This window comes from Mucilaginibacter tolerans, assembly GCF_030519375.1.
Classification (GTDB): Bacteria; Bacteroidota; Bacteroidia; order Sphingobacteriales; family Sphingobacteriaceae; genus Mucilaginibacter.
Genome location: NZ_JAUMKB010000021.1, coordinates 26,028 through 43,097, shown reverse-complemented (window position 1 = coordinate 43,097; position 17,070 = coordinate 26,028). Strand labels below are relative to the sequence as shown.

At 42.3% G+C, this 17,070-nt stretch carries 18 protein-coding genes; 12 read left to right on the top strand and 6 right to left on the bottom strand.

Annotation, left to right across the window (positions count from 1 at the left end; translation table 11 throughout):
- Nucleotides 1-94: 94 nt before the first annotated feature.
- Complete coding sequence (locus Q3A68_RS20785; RefSeq protein ID WP_302903058.1) at nucleotides 95-715, bottom strand: polysaccharide deacetylase family protein; 621 nt, start codon at nucleotides 713-715, stop codon at nucleotides 95-97.
- A 119-nt stretch (nucleotides 716-834) separates the two neighbouring features.
- On the opposite strand from Q3A68_RS20785, the gene Q3A68_RS20780 reads away from it, so the two are divergent.
- The 5 genes from Q3A68_RS20780 (at nucleotide 835) to Q3A68_RS20760 (ending at nucleotide 5,631) form a co-directional block, all read left to right on the top strand.
- The gene (locus tag Q3A68_RS20780; RefSeq protein ID WP_302903057.1) at nucleotides 835-2,295 is read left to right on the top strand and encodes a TolC family protein; all 1,461 of its coding nucleotides are present in this window, start codon (nucleotides 835-837) and stop codon (nucleotides 2,293-2,295) included.
- 64 nt (nucleotides 2,296-2,359) lie between these two features.
- Nucleotides 2,360-3,712, top strand: a complete 1,353-nt coding sequence (locus Q3A68_RS20775) for an efflux RND transporter periplasmic adaptor subunit (protein ID WP_302903056.1) — start codon at nucleotides 2,360-2,362, stop codon at nucleotides 3,710-3,712.
- A 142-nt stretch (nucleotides 3,713-3,854) separates the two neighbouring features.
- Entirely contained in the window at nucleotides 3,855-4,862 is a 1,008-nt protein-coding gene (locus Q3A68_RS20770; RefSeq protein WP_302903055.1) for an NAD(P)H-dependent glycerol-3-phosphate dehydrogenase, read from the top strand.
- A 28-nt stretch (nucleotides 4,863-4,890) separates the two neighbouring features.
- Nucleotides 4,891-5,220: a hypothetical protein gene (locus Q3A68_RS20765; RefSeq protein WP_302903054.1), complete on the top strand. Its 330-nt coding sequence runs from the start codon at nucleotides 4,891-4,893 to the stop codon at nucleotides 5,218-5,220.
- Between the two features lie 63 nt (nucleotides 5,221-5,283).
- Nucleotides 5,284-5,631, top strand: coding sequence for a hypothetical protein (locus Q3A68_RS20760; RefSeq protein WP_302903053.1), 348 nt, complete (start codon nucleotides 5,284-5,286; stop codon nucleotides 5,629-5,631).
- A gap of 147 nt (nucleotides 5,632-5,778) precedes the next feature.
- On the opposite strand, the gene Q3A68_RS20755 is transcribed toward Q3A68_RS20760, so the two are convergent.
- The 3 genes from Q3A68_RS20755 to Q3A68_RS20745 form a co-directional block, all read right to left on the bottom strand.
- Nucleotides 5,779-7,617, bottom strand: coding sequence for a DEAD/DEAH box helicase (locus tag Q3A68_RS20755; protein WP_302903052.1), 1,839 nt, complete (start codon nucleotides 7,615-7,617; stop codon nucleotides 5,779-5,781).
- 245 nt (nucleotides 7,618-7,862) lie between these two features.
- Nucleotides 7,863-8,366, bottom strand: coding sequence for a signal peptidase II (lspA, locus tag Q3A68_RS20750; RefSeq protein WP_302903051.1), 504 nt, complete (start codon nucleotides 8,364-8,366; stop codon nucleotides 7,863-7,865).
- Nucleotides 8,367-8,401: 35 nt separating this feature from the next.
- Nucleotides 8,402-8,869 (bottom strand): DUF4293 domain-containing protein, encoded by a 468-nt coding sequence (locus tag Q3A68_RS20745; protein WP_302903050.1) that lies wholly within the window; start codon nucleotides 8,867-8,869, stop codon nucleotides 8,402-8,404.
- A 224-nt stretch (nucleotides 8,870-9,093) separates the two neighbouring features.
- Between Q3A68_RS20745 and truA the strand changes: the two genes are divergently transcribed.
- On the top strand, nucleotides 9,094-9,894 hold the full coding sequence (truA, locus tag Q3A68_RS20740; RefSeq protein WP_302903049.1) for a tRNA pseudouridine(38-40) synthase TruA: 801 nt from the start codon (nucleotides 9,094-9,096) through the stop codon (nucleotides 9,892-9,894).
- A gap of 108 nt (nucleotides 9,895-10,002) precedes the next feature.
- Nucleotides 10,003-11,805: an ABC transporter ATP-binding protein gene (locus Q3A68_RS20735; RefSeq protein ID WP_302903048.1), complete on the top strand. Its 1,803-nt coding sequence runs from the start codon at nucleotides 10,003-10,005 to the stop codon at nucleotides 11,803-11,805.
- A gap of 29 nt (nucleotides 11,806-11,834) precedes the next feature.
- On the opposite strand, the gene Q3A68_RS20730 is transcribed toward Q3A68_RS20735, so the two are convergent.
- The gene (locus tag Q3A68_RS20730) at nucleotides 11,835-12,068 is read right to left on the bottom strand and encodes a hypothetical protein (protein ID WP_302903047.1); all 234 of its coding nucleotides are present in this window, start codon (nucleotides 12,066-12,068) and stop codon (nucleotides 11,835-11,837) included.
- Between the two features lie 239 nt (nucleotides 12,069-12,307).
- On the opposite strand from Q3A68_RS20730, the gene Q3A68_RS20725 reads away from it, so the two are divergent.
- From Q3A68_RS20725 to Q3A68_RS20705, 5 genes are all read left to right on the top strand, one after another.
- Nucleotides 12,308-13,186: a cell division protein FtsX gene (locus Q3A68_RS20725; protein ID WP_302903046.1), complete on the top strand. Its 879-nt coding sequence runs from the start codon at nucleotides 12,308-12,310 to the stop codon at nucleotides 13,184-13,186.
- A gap of 66 nt (nucleotides 13,187-13,252) precedes the next feature.
- Nucleotides 13,253-13,519, top strand: coding sequence for a DUF3098 domain-containing protein (locus Q3A68_RS20720; protein WP_302903045.1), 267 nt, complete (start codon nucleotides 13,253-13,255; stop codon nucleotides 13,517-13,519).
- A 118-nt stretch (nucleotides 13,520-13,637) separates the two neighbouring features.
- The gene (locus Q3A68_RS20715) at nucleotides 13,638-14,441 is read left to right on the top strand and encodes an undecaprenyl-diphosphate phosphatase (RefSeq protein WP_302903044.1); all 804 of its coding nucleotides are present in this window, start codon (nucleotides 13,638-13,640) and stop codon (nucleotides 14,439-14,441) included.
- A gap of 116 nt (nucleotides 14,442-14,557) precedes the next feature.
- Nucleotides 14,558-15,268, top strand: a complete 711-nt coding sequence (gene truB, locus Q3A68_RS20710; RefSeq protein ID WP_302903043.1) for a tRNA pseudouridine(55) synthase TruB — start codon at nucleotides 14,558-14,560, stop codon at nucleotides 15,266-15,268.
- A 69-nt stretch (nucleotides 15,269-15,337) separates the two neighbouring features.
- Nucleotides 15,338-16,264, top strand: a complete 927-nt coding sequence (locus Q3A68_RS20705) for a bifunctional riboflavin kinase/FAD synthetase (protein ID WP_302903042.1) — start codon at nucleotides 15,338-15,340, stop codon at nucleotides 16,262-16,264.
- Here Q3A68_RS20705 and Q3A68_RS20700 read toward each other — a convergent pair whose 3' ends face one another.
- Nucleotides 16,265-16,891, bottom strand: coding sequence for a LysE family transporter (locus tag Q3A68_RS20700; protein WP_302903041.1), 627 nt, complete (start codon nucleotides 16,889-16,891; stop codon nucleotides 16,265-16,267).
- Nucleotides 16,892-17,070: the final 179 nt, after the last annotated feature.

The following is a 17,070-nucleotide window of genomic DNA, read 5'->3' as shown; positions in this document are numbered from 1 at the left end:
AATTCCGATTCGAAGTAATTAAAATAAAAAGCGGTCGTCATAGATAATTATGACGACCGCCTTTGTTTATGATAGTTGCCTGGATTGGGTCCATTCAACTTAACAACCCAAACTCATACCCCTTTCTGCTCCATTCCTCCAACGCTCTGGGCAATACATACTCCAGCCGGTCGTAGGCTTTCAGGCTGTCGTGAAATACCACTATCGAGCCATTCTCTGCATACCGCAATACATGCTGCAGACAGGTTTCGGGTTTTAGTTCGGTATCGAAGTCACCGCTTAACACATCCCACATGATGATCTTCGTACCGGGCTTGGCCTTTTGAATCAGTTTTGCCTGCGACTTTTTGATACGCCCATAAGGCGGGCGGAACAGATCGGCATGAAGTATTTCATCCGCTTTTAAAAAATTTTCGACATAGGTTTTATTATCTGTTTTCCAGCCCTTCAGGTGATTAAAAGTATGATTCCCGATGCTATGACCTGCATTTTTTACCTGTTCAAATACATCAGGGTGCTTGGTTACATTATCGCCAATACAAAAAAAAGTAGCCTTTGCATTATATTGCTTTAAAATATTTAAAACATACGGTGTAACAATCGGTATAGGGCCGTCGTCAAAAGTGACATAAATGCTATGGCGCTTGCGGCTCTTATTCCATATCATATTGGAATAGAACTGCTTAAGCAACCAAGGTGTTTTGACCAGATACATTTGTTCAGACGTAAGATGTTAGATTTGAGATCTGATACAGGTAAATTTTAATCAAGTATAATAATGCTCAAATCTAACACCTCAAATCTCATATCTCAAAATATTGGTGATATAACCTTATGGCAAAATTTATATTCGGATTTAAAAAAGGACTTTTAATAGGTTTTACCCTGGGCCTTTCAGCTTTTAGCTTAACAACAGTCAATGCACAACAAGTGATCAGTTTGCAAAAAGCGATAGACCTGGCAATGGCCAATAACCTGTCGATAAAGCAATCGCAGATCACCACGTCTATTGCTACTGAAGATTATAAGCAATCAAAATATAATTTATTACCCAGTCTAACTGCCAGCCCAAATGCGGCTTATGGCTTTGGACGAAGTGCCGTTTCGGGTAATTATGCTTATGCCAATCAGACAGTTTTTAATGTCAATGGCTCAGCTTCTTTGCAATTAACCATTTTTCAGGGCGGACAGTTACGCAACCAGATATTGCAAAACAAAATAGCTCTTGATGTGGACAAAACGACTACTGCAAAGGTTAAAAACGACCTGCTGCTGAATGTTGTAACTGACTACCTGACCATATTGAGTGACCAGGATCTGGTAGTTGCCGCAAAACAACAGATAGACCTTGCAAAAATCACATTGGACCGCGCTCAGAAAAACTTTGACCAGGGCAATGCCACCCGTGCCGACCTGGCTCAGGCACAGGCACAGGTCTCAACAGCGGAATTGAACCTAACCACCGCACAAAACCAGGTTGATCTGGCCGTCATCGTGCTAAAACAATACATGGAGATGGACCCAACCACTGAGATCGCAGTTGAAAAACCAGATATCAGTAAGCTAACGGATGTAAAAACTATTTATGACGCTTCTGAAGTAATCAAAACATCGTTAAGCGTCAATCCAGACATTAAGTTGGCCGAACTACAACAGCAATCTTATGAACAGGCCATTAAAGTTGCAAAGGGCAATTATTATCCAACTTTATCATTATTTGGAGGTCTCGGTTCGACTTATACAAGTGCACAGGAACCGTATAAAATAATAGACTATACCCCCTTAGCTTTTGACCCTATTGGCACTGTTCAGTCCACCAATCAGATAGTTCAAACCTTAACGCAACTTAGACATCCGATATATGGTTATTACTCGTTTACCGATCAGCTTAGGGACAATTTTAACCAGTCATTCGGTATAAGCTTGCAAATACCAATTTTCAACCGCTTTACGGCTCGTACATCAGTTCGTAAGGCAAAACTGAATTATGAATATGCGCAGGTAACTACCCAACTGGCGAAAAATACGTTGAGCAAAACCATTATACAGGCACTTGCTGATCTGCAGGCTGCGGTAAAAAATTATCAGTCGGCATTACATAGTTATGAGTCAACCAAAGAGGCTTTGAATGTAACCAAGCAACGCTACGATGCTGGTTTTGTGAACAATTTAGACTATAATACAGCAGTCACCAATTATAATAAAGCGCAGAACGATATGATCAACGCGCAATACTCGATGATATTCAGAAGCAAGGTGATTGATTATTACCTGGGCAATAAGATAGAGCTGTAGGGATTAAAGGTTAGGATTTATTAAATTTTAGGATTTAGATATTAGAATTTAGAAATTATACACAATGGGAAAAACTACTAAATATGTTTTAATAAGCCTTGGGGCTTTGGTTGTAATTTACATTGCCGGCAAGGCAGCCGGCTTTTGGGGGAAGCCGCCAAAAACACAAGTTGCTACCGAAAAGGTTGATACACGTGCAATTAACGAGTCGGTTTCAGCCAGTGGTAAAATAAAGGCCCATGTAGAAGTAAAAATCAGTCCGGAAGTTTCAGGCGAAGTGGTTGAGTTGCCTGTAAAGGAAGGCGACGTGGTAAAGAAAGGGCAATTGCTTTGTCGTATCAGGCCAGATATTCTAAAATCCGACTATGATCGCACCGTGGCCGCTTACAATTCGCAAAAGGCAAATGTAGGCAACACCACTCAATTGCTTAAACAAGCAGAAGCCACTTACGAAAATCAAGCGGCTATTTACAAACGCGATAAAGTATTATTTGATAATAAAGTTCTGACTGCTGCCGAATTTGACGCCGCAAAAGCCAGCTATGAAGGCGCAAAAGCCCAGTTAGAAGCTGCGAAACAGAATGTAGCCGGCTCAAATTACGGATTGGCCCAATCAGCGGCATCGGTAAAAGAATCGCAGGCTAACCTGAATAAAACAACTATCTATTCGCCGGTGGATGGTGTGATATCTAAATTATCCATTCAAAAAGGTGAACGTGTATTGGGAACCCAACAGTTTGCCGGTACCGAGATCATGACCATATCAGACCTGAACCAACTGGATGTAAACGTGGATGTAAACGAGAATGATATTAACCGTATTACCCTTGGCGATTCTTCAAAAATACAGGTAGATGCTTTCCAGAGCAAGTTATTTTCTGGTGTGGTAACAGAGATAGGCAGTGCAGCCAATGTAGTAGGTACCACAGCTGACCAGGTAACTAACTTTACCGTGAAAGTAAGGATCGATCCAAAATCATACGTTGCTTTACTAAACAAAACTGCGTCTAATCCTTCGCCTTTCCGCCCGGGATTAACGGCAACTGTTGAAATTCTGACTAATCATGCAAAAGCGCTATCGGTTCCAATACAATCTGTAACGACTCGCCAGGAAACAAAAACACCCACCACTTCCAAAAGCGATAACAACAAGTCTGACGACAACAACGACAACAAAGCAAAGATCACTGCTGCTCCAAAGGAATATGTATTTGTTTACAGTGCAGGAAAAGTAAAGCAGGTGGCTGTAACAACAGGCATCCAGGACGATTCTTATATCCAGATATTATCAGGATTAAAAAGCGGTGAGGAAGTGGTATCAGCACCATACACAGCTATCTCCAAAACATTAAACGATAAGATGGAAGTAGAAAAAGTAGATAAATCCAAGCTGTTTAGTGGCGACCAGAGTAAATAATATTTAATAACCAATTTTGATTGTCAGGCCTGCGCAAATGCACAGGCCTTTTTTATTTGGTGCTATTTGCACATCTGCACATTTGCACATCTAGGTATTAAATTCGCACATTTGCACATCTGCATATTTGCACATCAACCAAATGCATCAACAACATAATAAAATACTCGTGGTCGGCGGAGGGAGCTGGGCAACAGCTAATATTAAAATGCTAACCGATAATCCTGTAGAAAAGGAGATTTTTTGGTGGATGCGTAACGAAAAAGCCGCTGAACATATCCGCCAGTTCAGGCATAACCCGAATTACCTGAGCTCGGTCGAGATAAAAGTGCCTGCCCAAAATATCTCTACCGATCTGAAACCGCTGATAGAAAAAGCAGATATCATTTTGTTAAATGTCCCTGCCGCATTTCTAAAAGAAGCATTGAAAGGCATAACTTCCGAAGATTTCGCAGGCAAGAAAGTCGTATCAGCAATAAAAGGTATCGTACCGGATGAAAATCAGATTATTGGCGAATTTTTGAATCAACGCTATAATATCTCTTTTGATAATTTTATGGTGATCAGCGGACCGTGTCATGCCGAGGAGGTTGCTCTTGAGAAATTATCCTACCTTACTATTGCGTCAGGCGATACAGAACTGGCAGCAAGCTTTGCCGCAATGCTGACTACCCGGTACATCAATACTGTAGTTTCAGACGATATTTACGGAACGGAGTATGCAGCGGTGCTAAAAAATGTCTATGCTATAGCCAGTGGTATTTGTCATGGGGTTGGCTACGGTGATAACTTTCAGTCGGTTTTAATATCCAATGCCATCCGCGAGCTGGAACGATTCGTAGAAGCGGTCCACCCTATTGACCGTGATATCAAAGAGTCTGCCTACCTGGGCGATTTGCTGGTAACCGCTTATTCACAATTCAGCCGCAACCGTACGTTTGGAAATATGATCGGCAAAGGCTATACAGTAACTTCGGCACAACTTGAAATGAATATGATTGCCGAAGGATATTATGCTGTGAATTGTTTACACCAGGTAAACAAACAATACAAAGTTTTTATGCCTATTTGCAGTGCCGTTTACAGTATTTTGTACGAGAAAAGGAACCCGGCCATGGAGATGAAACATTTAGCCGCTCAACTTAGTTAATAGCTTAATTAATTTAATATACAAACCAATGAAAAAGGTAATAGCGGCCGCACTTTTTGTTGCGGCATTATTTGTAGCCGGCCAGGCAGATGCACAAAGTAAAGACACCACGAGTTTTAAAACCAAAGTACACAAGACAACCAAACAGGTTGGTGATGCAGCGACAAAAATTGGCCATAAAACATCAGAAATAGCTGTAAAGGGCGCTTCAACTATTGTTGACAAGCAATATAAAGACAAATGCGGTCCTAACGGTGAAACCATTTATATCAACAGTCATTCAGAATACTATTATGTTGATAAAAAAGGGCATAAAGTTTATCTGAAAGAATCCGAATTGAAGGATAAAAAAATGTAATTTTATATTACTGCGACCGAAGCATCCCGGACCCTAACGGGGTGCTTCCTATTTTTTAATGCTATGAGAATATCCGTTTCAACAGTTTCCGGCAAAAGCATAGGGTTAGGCCTTGTTTGGGTTCTGCTTTTACTATCTTCTTGTTCAAACTCTAATTCGGGTCCAGGTGACAAAAGGTTACAAGGCGACTGGAAACTAAAAGAGGGTGATACCAAACTCAAGATTACCCAAAAAAAGTTTGCAATGGATAGCGACCTGCAATATGCAGAGGATTACTTTGTAAAAGGCGATACCATATTCTCATCCTTCCAGGGAAATCAGCCCTATAGCAAGTTTGTGATACAAAAGCTTGACGATCATAACTTAAAACTACTCTCTCCCGACTCAACTATAATGGAGTTTACCCGCTAAAACACAAAAGCCCCTCATCCCGAAGGTGAGAGGCCTTGCAAACTAAACTAAACCTAAAACTTATTCTTGAGTTGATTAAGTGAGTGGTTAACTGGTCAATTGAGTTAACTTATTCAACTCAATCAATTTAATCCGACTCAATCAACATTAAAACCGTCTGCGACGCTCGCCGTTGTTATTCCCCGAACGATCCTCACGGCGCTTGCCTGAGAAATCGCGGAAGCCACCACCGTTTGGTGCTCCTGCTCTTTCCTTGTTACCGCCCTCGTGGCTGTAACCATTTCTGCGGAAATCGCCTTCTCTCCTGTCGCCGCCTTCACGCTTTTTATAGTTAGACGCACCGCCACGGCTTTCGTTACGGCTATCACCAGAAATTTCTATTCTTACGTCGCGTCCCTGAAAATCAGCTCCTTTAAAACCTGCTTGTACTTTTTCTACATCGTCATTAGGTACTTCAAAGAATGAATAAACCCCTTTAACGTCGATCTTACCTACTGTTTTCCCGCTGATCTTTGCTGTGCTGCAGATGTAGCCCAACAGATCACCACGACCAAAGCCATCAACAGAACCTAAGTTGATAAACAGGCGGGTAAAGTCTGAGCGCATACCTGTACGGTTGAAACGGTCGCCTGTACCATCGGCACGACGTTGTTCGTCGATCTGAGCGTTCAGATCAGGTGCGTTTTTATAATAATCAAGGAAGCGGTTAAACTCCAATGATGCAAAACGTTTGATGATATCTTCTTTGCTCATGTCCTTAAACTCGTCCATGATGCGTGGGATATATTGTTCTATCTGCTGCTCGTTCACTTCCACATTGTGTACTTTATGAACTAAAGCAAACAACTGCTTTTCAACTACGTCAAAACCTGTGGGTATTTCCGCTTTGATAAAGCGTTTGCCAATTACTTTTTCTATCTGGCGTATTTTGCCAAATTCTTTTGCATTGATGATAGAGATTGAAACCCCTGTTTTACCCGCACGGGCGGTACGTCCGCTACGGTGGGTGTAGTTCTCAATCTCATCAGGCAATGAGTAATTGATAACGTGGGTAACATCGTTCACATCGATACCACGTGCGGCTACGTCGGTCGCGATCAATAATTGCAGACTACGTTCACGGTAGCGTTTCATTACTTTATCGCGCTGTTGCTGCGACAAGTCGCCATGCAGTGAATCGGCATTGTAACCATCCTTAATTAACGCTTCGGCAATCTCCTGGGTTTCTATTTTCGTACGGCAGAATACAATACCAAATATCTCAGGATTAAAATCGACAATACGTTTAAAAGCTGCATATTTATCACGGGCACGCACTACATAATATTCGTGCTCGATATTTTCGTTACCGGTATTTTTGGTGCCCATGGTAAGCTCATAAGGATCGGTCATGTATTTTTTGGCGATCCTTCTTACTTCTGAAGGCATAGTGGCTGAGAACAGCCATGTTTTTTTATCATCAGGTGTGGTTGACAGGATATTGTCTATGTCTTCCTGGAAGCCCATGTTGAGCATCTCATCAGCCTCATCCAATACTACATAGTTTACTCCGCTGAAATCAATAGCCTTACGGTTGATGATATCCAGCATACGGCCTGGCGTAGCAACAACGATCTGTACACCGCGACGAATCTGGTGCAATTGATCAGAAATACTTGCGCCGCCATAAACAGCCACAACATGTACGTTGCGCATGTTTTTAGCATAATTTTTCAGATCATTGGTGATCTGCAAACAAAGTTCGCGAGTTGGGCATAATATAAGTGCCTGCGGATGATTTGCTTCGAAATCTAAAAGTTCCAGTAATGGAAGTCCAAAAGCAGCAGTTTTGCCGGTCCCGGTTTGGGCCAATCCGACAAAATCGTTGCTGCCTGTAAGCAATACCGGAATCGACTGTTCCTGGATTGGAGTTGGGTTTTCGAAACCTAACTCAGAGATGGCATTAACAATATCATGACGGATTCCCAGTTGAATAAATGGGTTCATGAATTAAAATAACGAATCTGGCAACATCGCCAAATCGGGCGCAAAGGTAGGAATTATTTTTTGCAATTCAAATACTGCAGAAAGAAACAGGAAAGATGACAATTGGTTAGTAAAAATAATCAGGATTAATGTTTCGCGCAAAGTTAACTCACCCCGACTACGCTACACTGGTCGACCCTCTCTAAACTACGTTTAAAGAGGGGGAGGGCGAGCGAAGCAATGACCGGGTGCGTATAAACGGAGGATTAACCAATCTGCTCCGTTTCTGGCTCTATATCTCTCTTCTCCCTCAGCGATAACAGCAACCCGATCACTCCTGCAGTAACGCACATATCCGCCACATTAAATATACCTGTACGGAAGTTGCTAATGCCAACATTCATAAAATCGGTTACATGACGGTCGAACATCAGCCGGTCGATGATATTGCCTAAGCCACCTGAAATAATGAGTGCGAACGAAAATAGTTTCAGCGAATTATAAGTATTAATTTTAGCAAGAACATAACCGGCAAGCACCAGTAAACAAACTAATGGGACGACGCTCAGCAGCCAGAAACTAACCGGCTTGGAAAGCTGATCACCCAGGCTTAAGGCAGCACCGGTATTTTCTACATACTCCAGGCGAACGGTATTATGTAAATAGGAAATTGGCTCATGATACATTAGGTGCTCTTTTGCCAGGTTTTTGGTTATCCTGTCGCACCCGATAAATATTACCGACGTAATGCAGAACAATATTATCTTCATCCAATTCTTCATCCTGTTAAACTTTTAATCGTGTTCTACCTTAATCTGTCTGCCGATTTTACTAACTTTTCGTCGCGCTGAATGGCCTTTGCCGCCAGCAATGCAAAAATGATGCTTACCGAGCTTAATAACGCACCGATACCAAAATTATTGGTGTTTAAACTAACGTCGCCTGTATAAGATTTTACTGTTTCGGCCATCCAGAAGCTATACCCGAATATAACGACGATATAGCCATAGCACAACATCGCCTGCTGCTTGCGGTTTTTGTATAAAAATATCAGGATAAGGGGCATAATTGCTACTACTGCTGTAGCTGCTATTAGTGCAATAAAACTTTCCGTATGCGCTTGTGCGCCGTTCACATCCCGGTAAATACCGCTTACCGTAATAGTTGATGGCACCCCGGCTACGTAAACATTATGTACCAATGGGAACAGGAAAAGTGCGAAAACAGCCAGGCTGGCAAGTAATAAGTAAATGCTTTGTATACGTTGGATCATTTTGTTAAAGTTGAAAATATTGTAGGGCTTGTAAAAGTTGTATTGGTTGCACTGGTTATTCTAAAACAATACTTTCAACTACTACAACCATTACAACTAATACAACCTCGCGTAGCGCAAATATAAAATTGTTTGAATCAAAATCCTGAAATAGGGTTAAAAACATGACTTTCAAATCGTAATTGATAATTCTTAAATCGTAAATCAAAATTTAACTTTGCCTCGTGTCCGAAAAACAACGCTATTTTATTGAACTGGCTTACGACGGTACCGATTTTCACGGCTGGCAGGTACAGCCCAATGCGGTTACTGTGCAGGAAGTGTTGAATGATGCACTTTATACTGTTTTGCGCCAGCCTATTGAGACTATAGGTTGTGGCCGTACAGATACCGGCGTACATGCGAGAGATTTTTTTTTGCATTTCGACGTGGGGTCAACGGTCAATAGTCAATGGTCAATGGATAAACAAGCTATCGGCCCCGGTCCATCGACTATCGACTTAATAAAAACCGCTAATAGTTTAAATGCTATTTTACCCAATACCATAGCTATAAAACGTATTATTCCGGTTGATGCCGAGGCGCATGCACGGTTTGATGCCACTTCACGTTCATATGAGTATCATGTACATTTTAATAAGGATCCGTTCAAGATCAATCATTCGTGGCAGTTAAGGGATAAACCGGACATTGCCCTGATGAATGCTGCGGCGCGCATCATTATGGAGCATACCGATTTTAGCTGCTTCAGCAAATCTAATACGCAAACCTATACCAATAATTGTAAAATAACACGGGCCGAATGGGTTTACAGCAAACATTGCCTGGTTTTCCATATCACAGCCGATCGCTTTTTGCGTAACATGGTACGCGCTATAGTGGGGACTTTAATGCAGGTGGGCCGTAAAGAGATTCAGCCGGAAGATGTGCGGGCGATCATCGAAAGCAAAAACCGCAGCAATGCAGGAACATCGGTACCGGCTTGCGGGTTGTATTTAACGGAAGTAAAATATCCATATTTGTAATAGTGATGATTTTATATTTACGAATTACGATTTTAGATTTGAACCCTGTAGTGGCGTCTGAAGAAGTAAAGCCAATCGTAAATCGTAAATCTAAATTCGTAAATAAAAATGTCTAACGTAACCGGAAAAGCGCTTGATTGGAACCTGCTGGGGCGGGTGATGAAGTATGTAAAACCTTACAGGGCTACATTCGTCATTGCTGCCTGTCTGACCATCTTTTTGGCCGGCAGCGCTTTGGTGCAGCCTATCTTGATGCAGCTGACGCTGGACAAATATATCCTTACCAATAACTACAACGGCCTGGTGTTGATGGTTGTGCTGATGATCGCACAGTTAGCCATACAAACTGCGGTACAGTATTATCAAACCTACTCTACCAATGCGTTGGGTCAGTCTGTAATACGCGACCTGCGCAAAGATGTGTTCAACCACATTATGAGCCTGCGGTTAAAATATTTCGACCGCACACCAATCGGTATGCTCATCACCCGTACCGTATCTGACCTGGAAACCATTGCCGATATTTTTTCGGAGGGACTGATCTCCATTGTTGGCGATCTGCTGTTGGTATTGGCCATCATTATCCTGATGATGATCAGCGATTGGAAGCTGGCGCTCATTACCCTAATACCTATGCCTTTCCTGATGTTATCTACCTATGTTTTTAAAGAGGCTATCAAATCATCCTTCCAGGAAGTGCGCACACAGGTAGCGCATTTAAATACTTTTTTGGCCGAGCATATTTCAGGTATCAGCATAATCCAATACTTCTCTCGTGAGGATCAGGAGATGCGGAAGTTCAAAGCTGTAAATGAAAAATACCGCGATGCTAACATCCGCTCCAACTGGTATTATTCTATCTTTTTCCCGGTTGTCGAAATACTTTTTGCATGCAGCATGGCCTTACTGGTTTGGTACGGTTGTAAAAGGATTCTGACAGATCAGCAACTAGCTTCACTGGGCACCCATAATAACCCGGTTACACCTGGAATGATATTAAGTTTTATTGTACTACTTAACCTCTTGTTCCGTCCGATAAGGCAGTTAGCTGATAAATTCAATACCCTGCAAATGGGGATGGTGGGCGCCGACCGCATTTTTAAAGTTTTGGATACAGATGAAGTAGCAGTTAATACCGGCACGCTGAAGCCAGCCAGTTTGCGTGGTGCAATTGCCTTTGAAAACATTTGGTTTGCCTATAATGATGAGAACTGGGTACTCAAAAACGTCAACTTCCATGTTAATCCTGGCGAGACATTGGCTTTGGTTGGCGCTACGGGAGCAGGTAAATCGTCCACTATTAATATCCTGAACCGTTTTTATGAAATAGGTCAAGGAACCGCAAAGGTAGATGGCATCGACATAAGGGAATACGATGTGAACTACCTTCGTTCGCAAATAGCTACCGTTATACAGGATGTTTTCCTGTTTTCAGATACCATTGCCAACAATATCAGCTTGAACAATCCGGCTATTACCCGCGAGCAAATCGTCGCGGCAGCAAAAGATGTAGGCGCTCATGATTTTATTGAGCGATTGCCCGGCGGATATGATTATAATGTAATGGAGCGTGGCGCTACCTTGTCGTCCGGTCAGGCCCAGCTAATCTCTTTCATACGTGCTTTAGTGTATGACCCGGCTATTTTGGTATTGGATGAGGCTACCTCATCGGTAGATACCGAGACTGAATTGCTTATCCAAAACGCTATTAATAAGCTGATGCAGGGCCGCACAGCCATTGTTATCGCTCACCGTTTATCCACCATTCAAAATGCCGATAAGATCATTGTCCTGGATCATGGCGAGATAAAAGAGATGGGCACACATCAGGAGCTACTCAAAATTGAACACGGTTACTACCGTAAGCTGTACGATCTGCAGTTTAACTCGGCAGGGATTGTGAAGTCGTGAGTTGAGCCCATGGTCTGAGTCTTAAAAATCTATGGCTGCACCTTCCCTTTGTCCATTCCCTTTTCTTTGGGTGGAGTTTTTATTGGGCTTACGGGCTGCTCTTCTTTCTCATGCTTTTTAGCTATGTCACCGGCATGAGGTTGATCAGCATGGTAATGCCTATCACTTTGATGCCGTATGGCTTTATTACCCTCATCATGCGGACGATGCGTTGGCGTATCAGATGGAGATGGCTTATTGGTGGAGTTTGCAGGCTTTGTCATGACACTATTTTCAGAACTAACAAAACTTAAACCTATTTTGTTGATGGATCAAATCATATCATTTTCAATCCATCAAAATCGTATAATCCTTGTTGTTAATTTTTGTTAAAATGTGTTAAGGGCACACCTTTGCAAATAATAATAACACATAAAGTTTTACCTTTAAAGACAGGATTGTTATTTTCGCGACATTGAGATCAATCTCATATCTCAAATCTAACATCTCATATCTAAGTCGTATGGAAGAATTTGAAGCAAGCGAGTCAGCTAAAAAGACCAAAACCATTTATATATCAACCGTTTTTGGTATCGCAATGGTATTGCTGATGATCGGTTTGCTGGGCCTTTTGCTGGTGGATGCCAATAATCTTTCGCGCTATGTGAAAGAAAACATTGTGCTGAATATTTATGTGGATGAAAGCGCCCACGAAACCGATGTGTTGCAACTGCAAAAGCAACTGGACGCCAACCCGATGGTAAAACAAACGCAGTATGTCAACAAAGAACTCGCCGCCCGCAACCTGCAAAAAGATCTTGGTGAAGACTTTGTAAAATTCCTGGGCTATAATCCGCTTTCGGGCTCACTGGATGTTTACCTGAAAGCGCAATACGCCAACAATACGGATATTGAGAAATTTAAAACCGAGTTGATGAAAAACCCGGTCATCAAAGAGGTAAAGTATCAGCAATCACTTGTCGACCAGATGAACCAGAACCTGACTTCCATCAGTTTGATCATCCTGGGTTTTGCTGCCATATTTGTATTGCTGTCGGTAGCGCTCATCAACAACACTATTCGTCTGGCAATTTATTCGCAAAGGTTTTTGATCAAATCGATGCAATTGGTAGGCGCAACAAAGAATTTTATACGCAAACCATTTATATTATACGGTATCTGGCACGGCATTTTAGGTGCGCTGATCGCCATCATGATACTCATGGGTGCGCTTTATTTAGCCGAAAAACAAATACCCGACCTGGTGATCTTGCAAAACTACACCGAGTTTGGTATCGTATTCGCCATAGTAGTAGGTTTGGGCATTTTTATTTCCGGCTTCAGCACATTCTTAGCAGTAAACAAATATTTGCGTTTAAAGATCTTTAATCTGTACAGATAAGCCGAGGTCTAAAAGACTAAGGCAGAAAGCAAAATCACTAATTCAGACAATCATTAATTTAAATATATGGCACAAGTTCAAACAAAGCCAACCAGTCCCATCAAAACATCGTCAAAAGAAGCAGGACATGTTCCCGTAAAATTCGTTTTTGATAAAAGCAACTACCGCTGGTTCATCATCGCTATTGCAGTGGTAATTTTCGGGTTTATCCTGATGTCGGGCACTACAGATATTTACAGCACCACTAAAATAGTTGTGGCCCCGGTAGTGGTATTGGCCGGTTTCGCTATAGGCTTTTACGCCATATTGAAGAAACCGTCTGCTAACGCGTAGTTGATTGGGTTGAATAAGTTGGATTGAGTTGATTAAGTTAAATTGTTTTAACCTAACCAACCACTTAACTTAATCAGCCACTTCACTCAATCTAACTTAATCCAACTATACCCCACCTATGAACATCATCCACGTTATCATCCTGGCTATTATCGAAGGACTGACTGAGTTTTTGCCTGTATCATCAACCGGTCACATGGTAGTAGCCAGCTCATTAATGGGCATCAATAAAGACGAGTTTGTAAAGCTTTTTGAAGTAGTGATCCAGTTAGGCGCTATCCTGGCTGTAGTTGTACTCTACTTTAAGCGCTTTGTACGGTCAGTCGATTTCTATATCAAACTGGTAATAGGCGTAATCCCTGCCATAATATTGGGCCTGCTGCTAAAGAAACACATTGATAAATGGTTGGAGAACCCACTGATTGTAGCAGTTTCGTTTGTAGTCGGTGGTATCATCCTGTTGTTTGTTGACGACTGGTTCAACAAACCTCAAATCAACGAGGAAAAGAAGATTAGCCATATTACCGCGTTGAAAATTGGTTTCTTCCAGTGTTTGGCCATGATACCTGGGGTCTCCCGCTCTGCTGCTTCTATCGTAGGAGGTATGTCGCAAAAGCTAAGCCGTACTGCAGCAGCTGAATTCTCTTTCTTCCTGGCGGTACCTACCATGTTTGGTGCAACGGTGAAAGACTTGTGGGATTATAAAAAGAATGGCTATTTCAGCACACCAAATTTTCACCAGGATATTAAATTCTTACTAATCGGCAGTGTGATTGCCTTTATTGTAGCCCTGCTGGCCATCAAAACATTTATCACCTTTTTAGAGAAACGCGGGTTTAAGGTATTCGGCTGGTACCGTATACTGGCAGGTGCTGTTATCATTATCCTGTATTTCGCGGGTAATGCGTTGCATAATGTATGAATCGTTGATTTGAATGATTAGATGATTTCGCCGATCACCCGCATAATCCGGTAATCTGTTTAATCAGCGATTCAGCCAGTTCAGACAATAATCCTACCTTTGCGCAAAAAGCACACTTGAAACGAACTTTCGCCAACATAGGAGAATTTGCTGAGGGGCAGCTACTACTGGTAAATAAACCCTATAAATGGACCAGCTTTGACGTGGTGGGCAAAATACGCAATGCCTTTAAACCGCTGAAGCTGAAGGTGGGCCATGCAGGCACGCTCGATCCGCTTGCTACAGGCCTGCTCATCATCTGCACTGGGAAGATGACTAAGCAGATTGATAACTTTCAGGCTGAGGAAAAGGAGTATACCGGCACCATGGTATTAGGCTCTGTTACCCCAACCTACGACCTGGAAAGCGAACCGGAGCAATTATTCAGTACCGCCGATATCAGCCCTGAACAAATACACGCCGTTTGTGAGCAGTTTATTGGAGATATCCAGCAATACCCTCCTGCCCATTCGGCTGTAAAGATTGATGGGGAGCGACTATACGAGAAAGCGCGCCGCGGCGAGGATGTCGAGCTTCGCCTTCGCAATGTCACGATCACGGCGTTTGAAATAACCCGGGTTGAACTGCCGGAAGTTGATTTCAAGGTAGTATGCAGCAAGGGCACTTATATCCGTTCATTAGTAAACGACTTTGGTAAAGCCTTAAATAACGGAGCTTATTTATCGCGTTTAAGGCGCACACGTAGCGGTAGTTTTGTAATTGGCGACGCCTGGGAGGTAATGGAATTAGTCAACACAATAAGGGAATTAAAAGCAACAGTCGAGTAAATTTTAATCGACAAGGCAACCATTGGCCTTAATCTATGTAATCATAAGAGAATCGGTGTTATCACAATAATGAAAATCTACCATCATATCGACGAATTTGTACCTGTTAAAAATGCGGTGGTTACCATCGGCACTTTTGATGGTGTGCATTTGGGACATCGCAAAATCATTGAGCGGGTAAAGCAGTTGGCGAAAGCATCGGGCGGCGAAACAGTGATATTGACGTTCTTTCCTCATCCGCGTATGATCATACATCCTGAAGATCAGGACTTGAAGATGATCAACACCATGGATGAGAAGGCGCATCTATTGGAGCAATTAGGCATCGATCACCTCATCATCACTCCCTTTTCGAGAGACTTCTCCAACCAGACTGCCGAGGAATACATCCGTGAAGTATTGGTAAATAAAATCGGGACTAAAACCATTGTAATCGGTTATGACCACCGCTTTGGCAAAGACCGCCAGGGTAGTTTGGCCGATCTGCAACAATTAGCCCCTGTTTACGGTTATAATGTGATCGAGATACCCGAGCAGGATATTCATGACGTGGCGGTGAGTTCTACGCGTATCCGCAATGCCTTGTTAGGCGACCAGATCGAACTGGCAAATGAATTTTTGGGTTACCCGTTTTTTATCAGCGGTAAAGTAAACCGCGGCGATCAAATCGGGCGCACAATCGGCTATCCTACAGCCAATATCCTGATAGAAGAAACTTATAAGCTGATTCCCGGCGATGGCATATTTGCTGTACACATATGGCTCGGCGATCAAAAGCACAAAGGGATGGGCTATATCGGTCACCGCCCTACTATCAACGGTATTACCCGGAACATCGAAGTAAACATCTTCGATTTCAACCATGATATCTATACTCAGCCTATTCGCATGGAATTTCTGCACTTTGTACGGGGTGATATTAAATTTACTTCGCTGGAAGATTTAACAATACAGTTAGGAAGAGATAAGGAAGCAGTGTTGGGCTTGTTGGGCTAATTAATGCTTAAAAACATGCAGATACAACTGCTTTACAATATGGTATAGTGAGAACGAAAAGAATAAAATAGCAATACCGGTATTGATCGTCCTGTTACTTAAATCGAGTTTATCCCTAACATATCGCGCCGACTTTGCATAAATAAACAGACACAAAAATGCGCCTGCAGCCGACCCAACGCTAAAGAGAGCGAGCGGCCATCTGCCTGTTTCAATCCATTCATGCGTGATCAGGTAAGTGCCGGTGATCATCCAAAAAGGTATTTGCACCGGGTTCAGGAAACCCAATAAAATGCCGTATGTAATACTATCCCGGCTTGAGTTTTTTGACTCTTTAGGTGGTTTATTACGATGCATCCAGGTGATTGCTCCCATCGAACCAAACAACACAACCATCACCCAATCGATGGCCGTATCCAGGTGCACCTGCATCGACAGCCAGTCGGCCGCATTCATAATAAAATAAGTAAAAAAGAACTCGACGCAGGAAAAGGCAGTAATAAATTGCAAAGCCTGTTTCATACCCCGGTTAATGGTGATCTGCACCAATGCCAAATTGATATTCCCCGGCGGTATGTACCCAATAAAGTTGGCGATAAGGCCAATGAAAAAGGTTAAGAAGATCATTGGGGACTAAATTAGGCTTTATTGTTGACTTGAAGATATCCGATCGGATTTATGCCCGCTTTTTTGAATTTTTACAGCCTGAAATCAGGGGGGTTCTATTAGGTTAACGCAAATATTTTAATTAAAGTTTGCCGGAAAAAATATATTATCAAAAGCAGAAAAAATTTAAAAAGCATAAA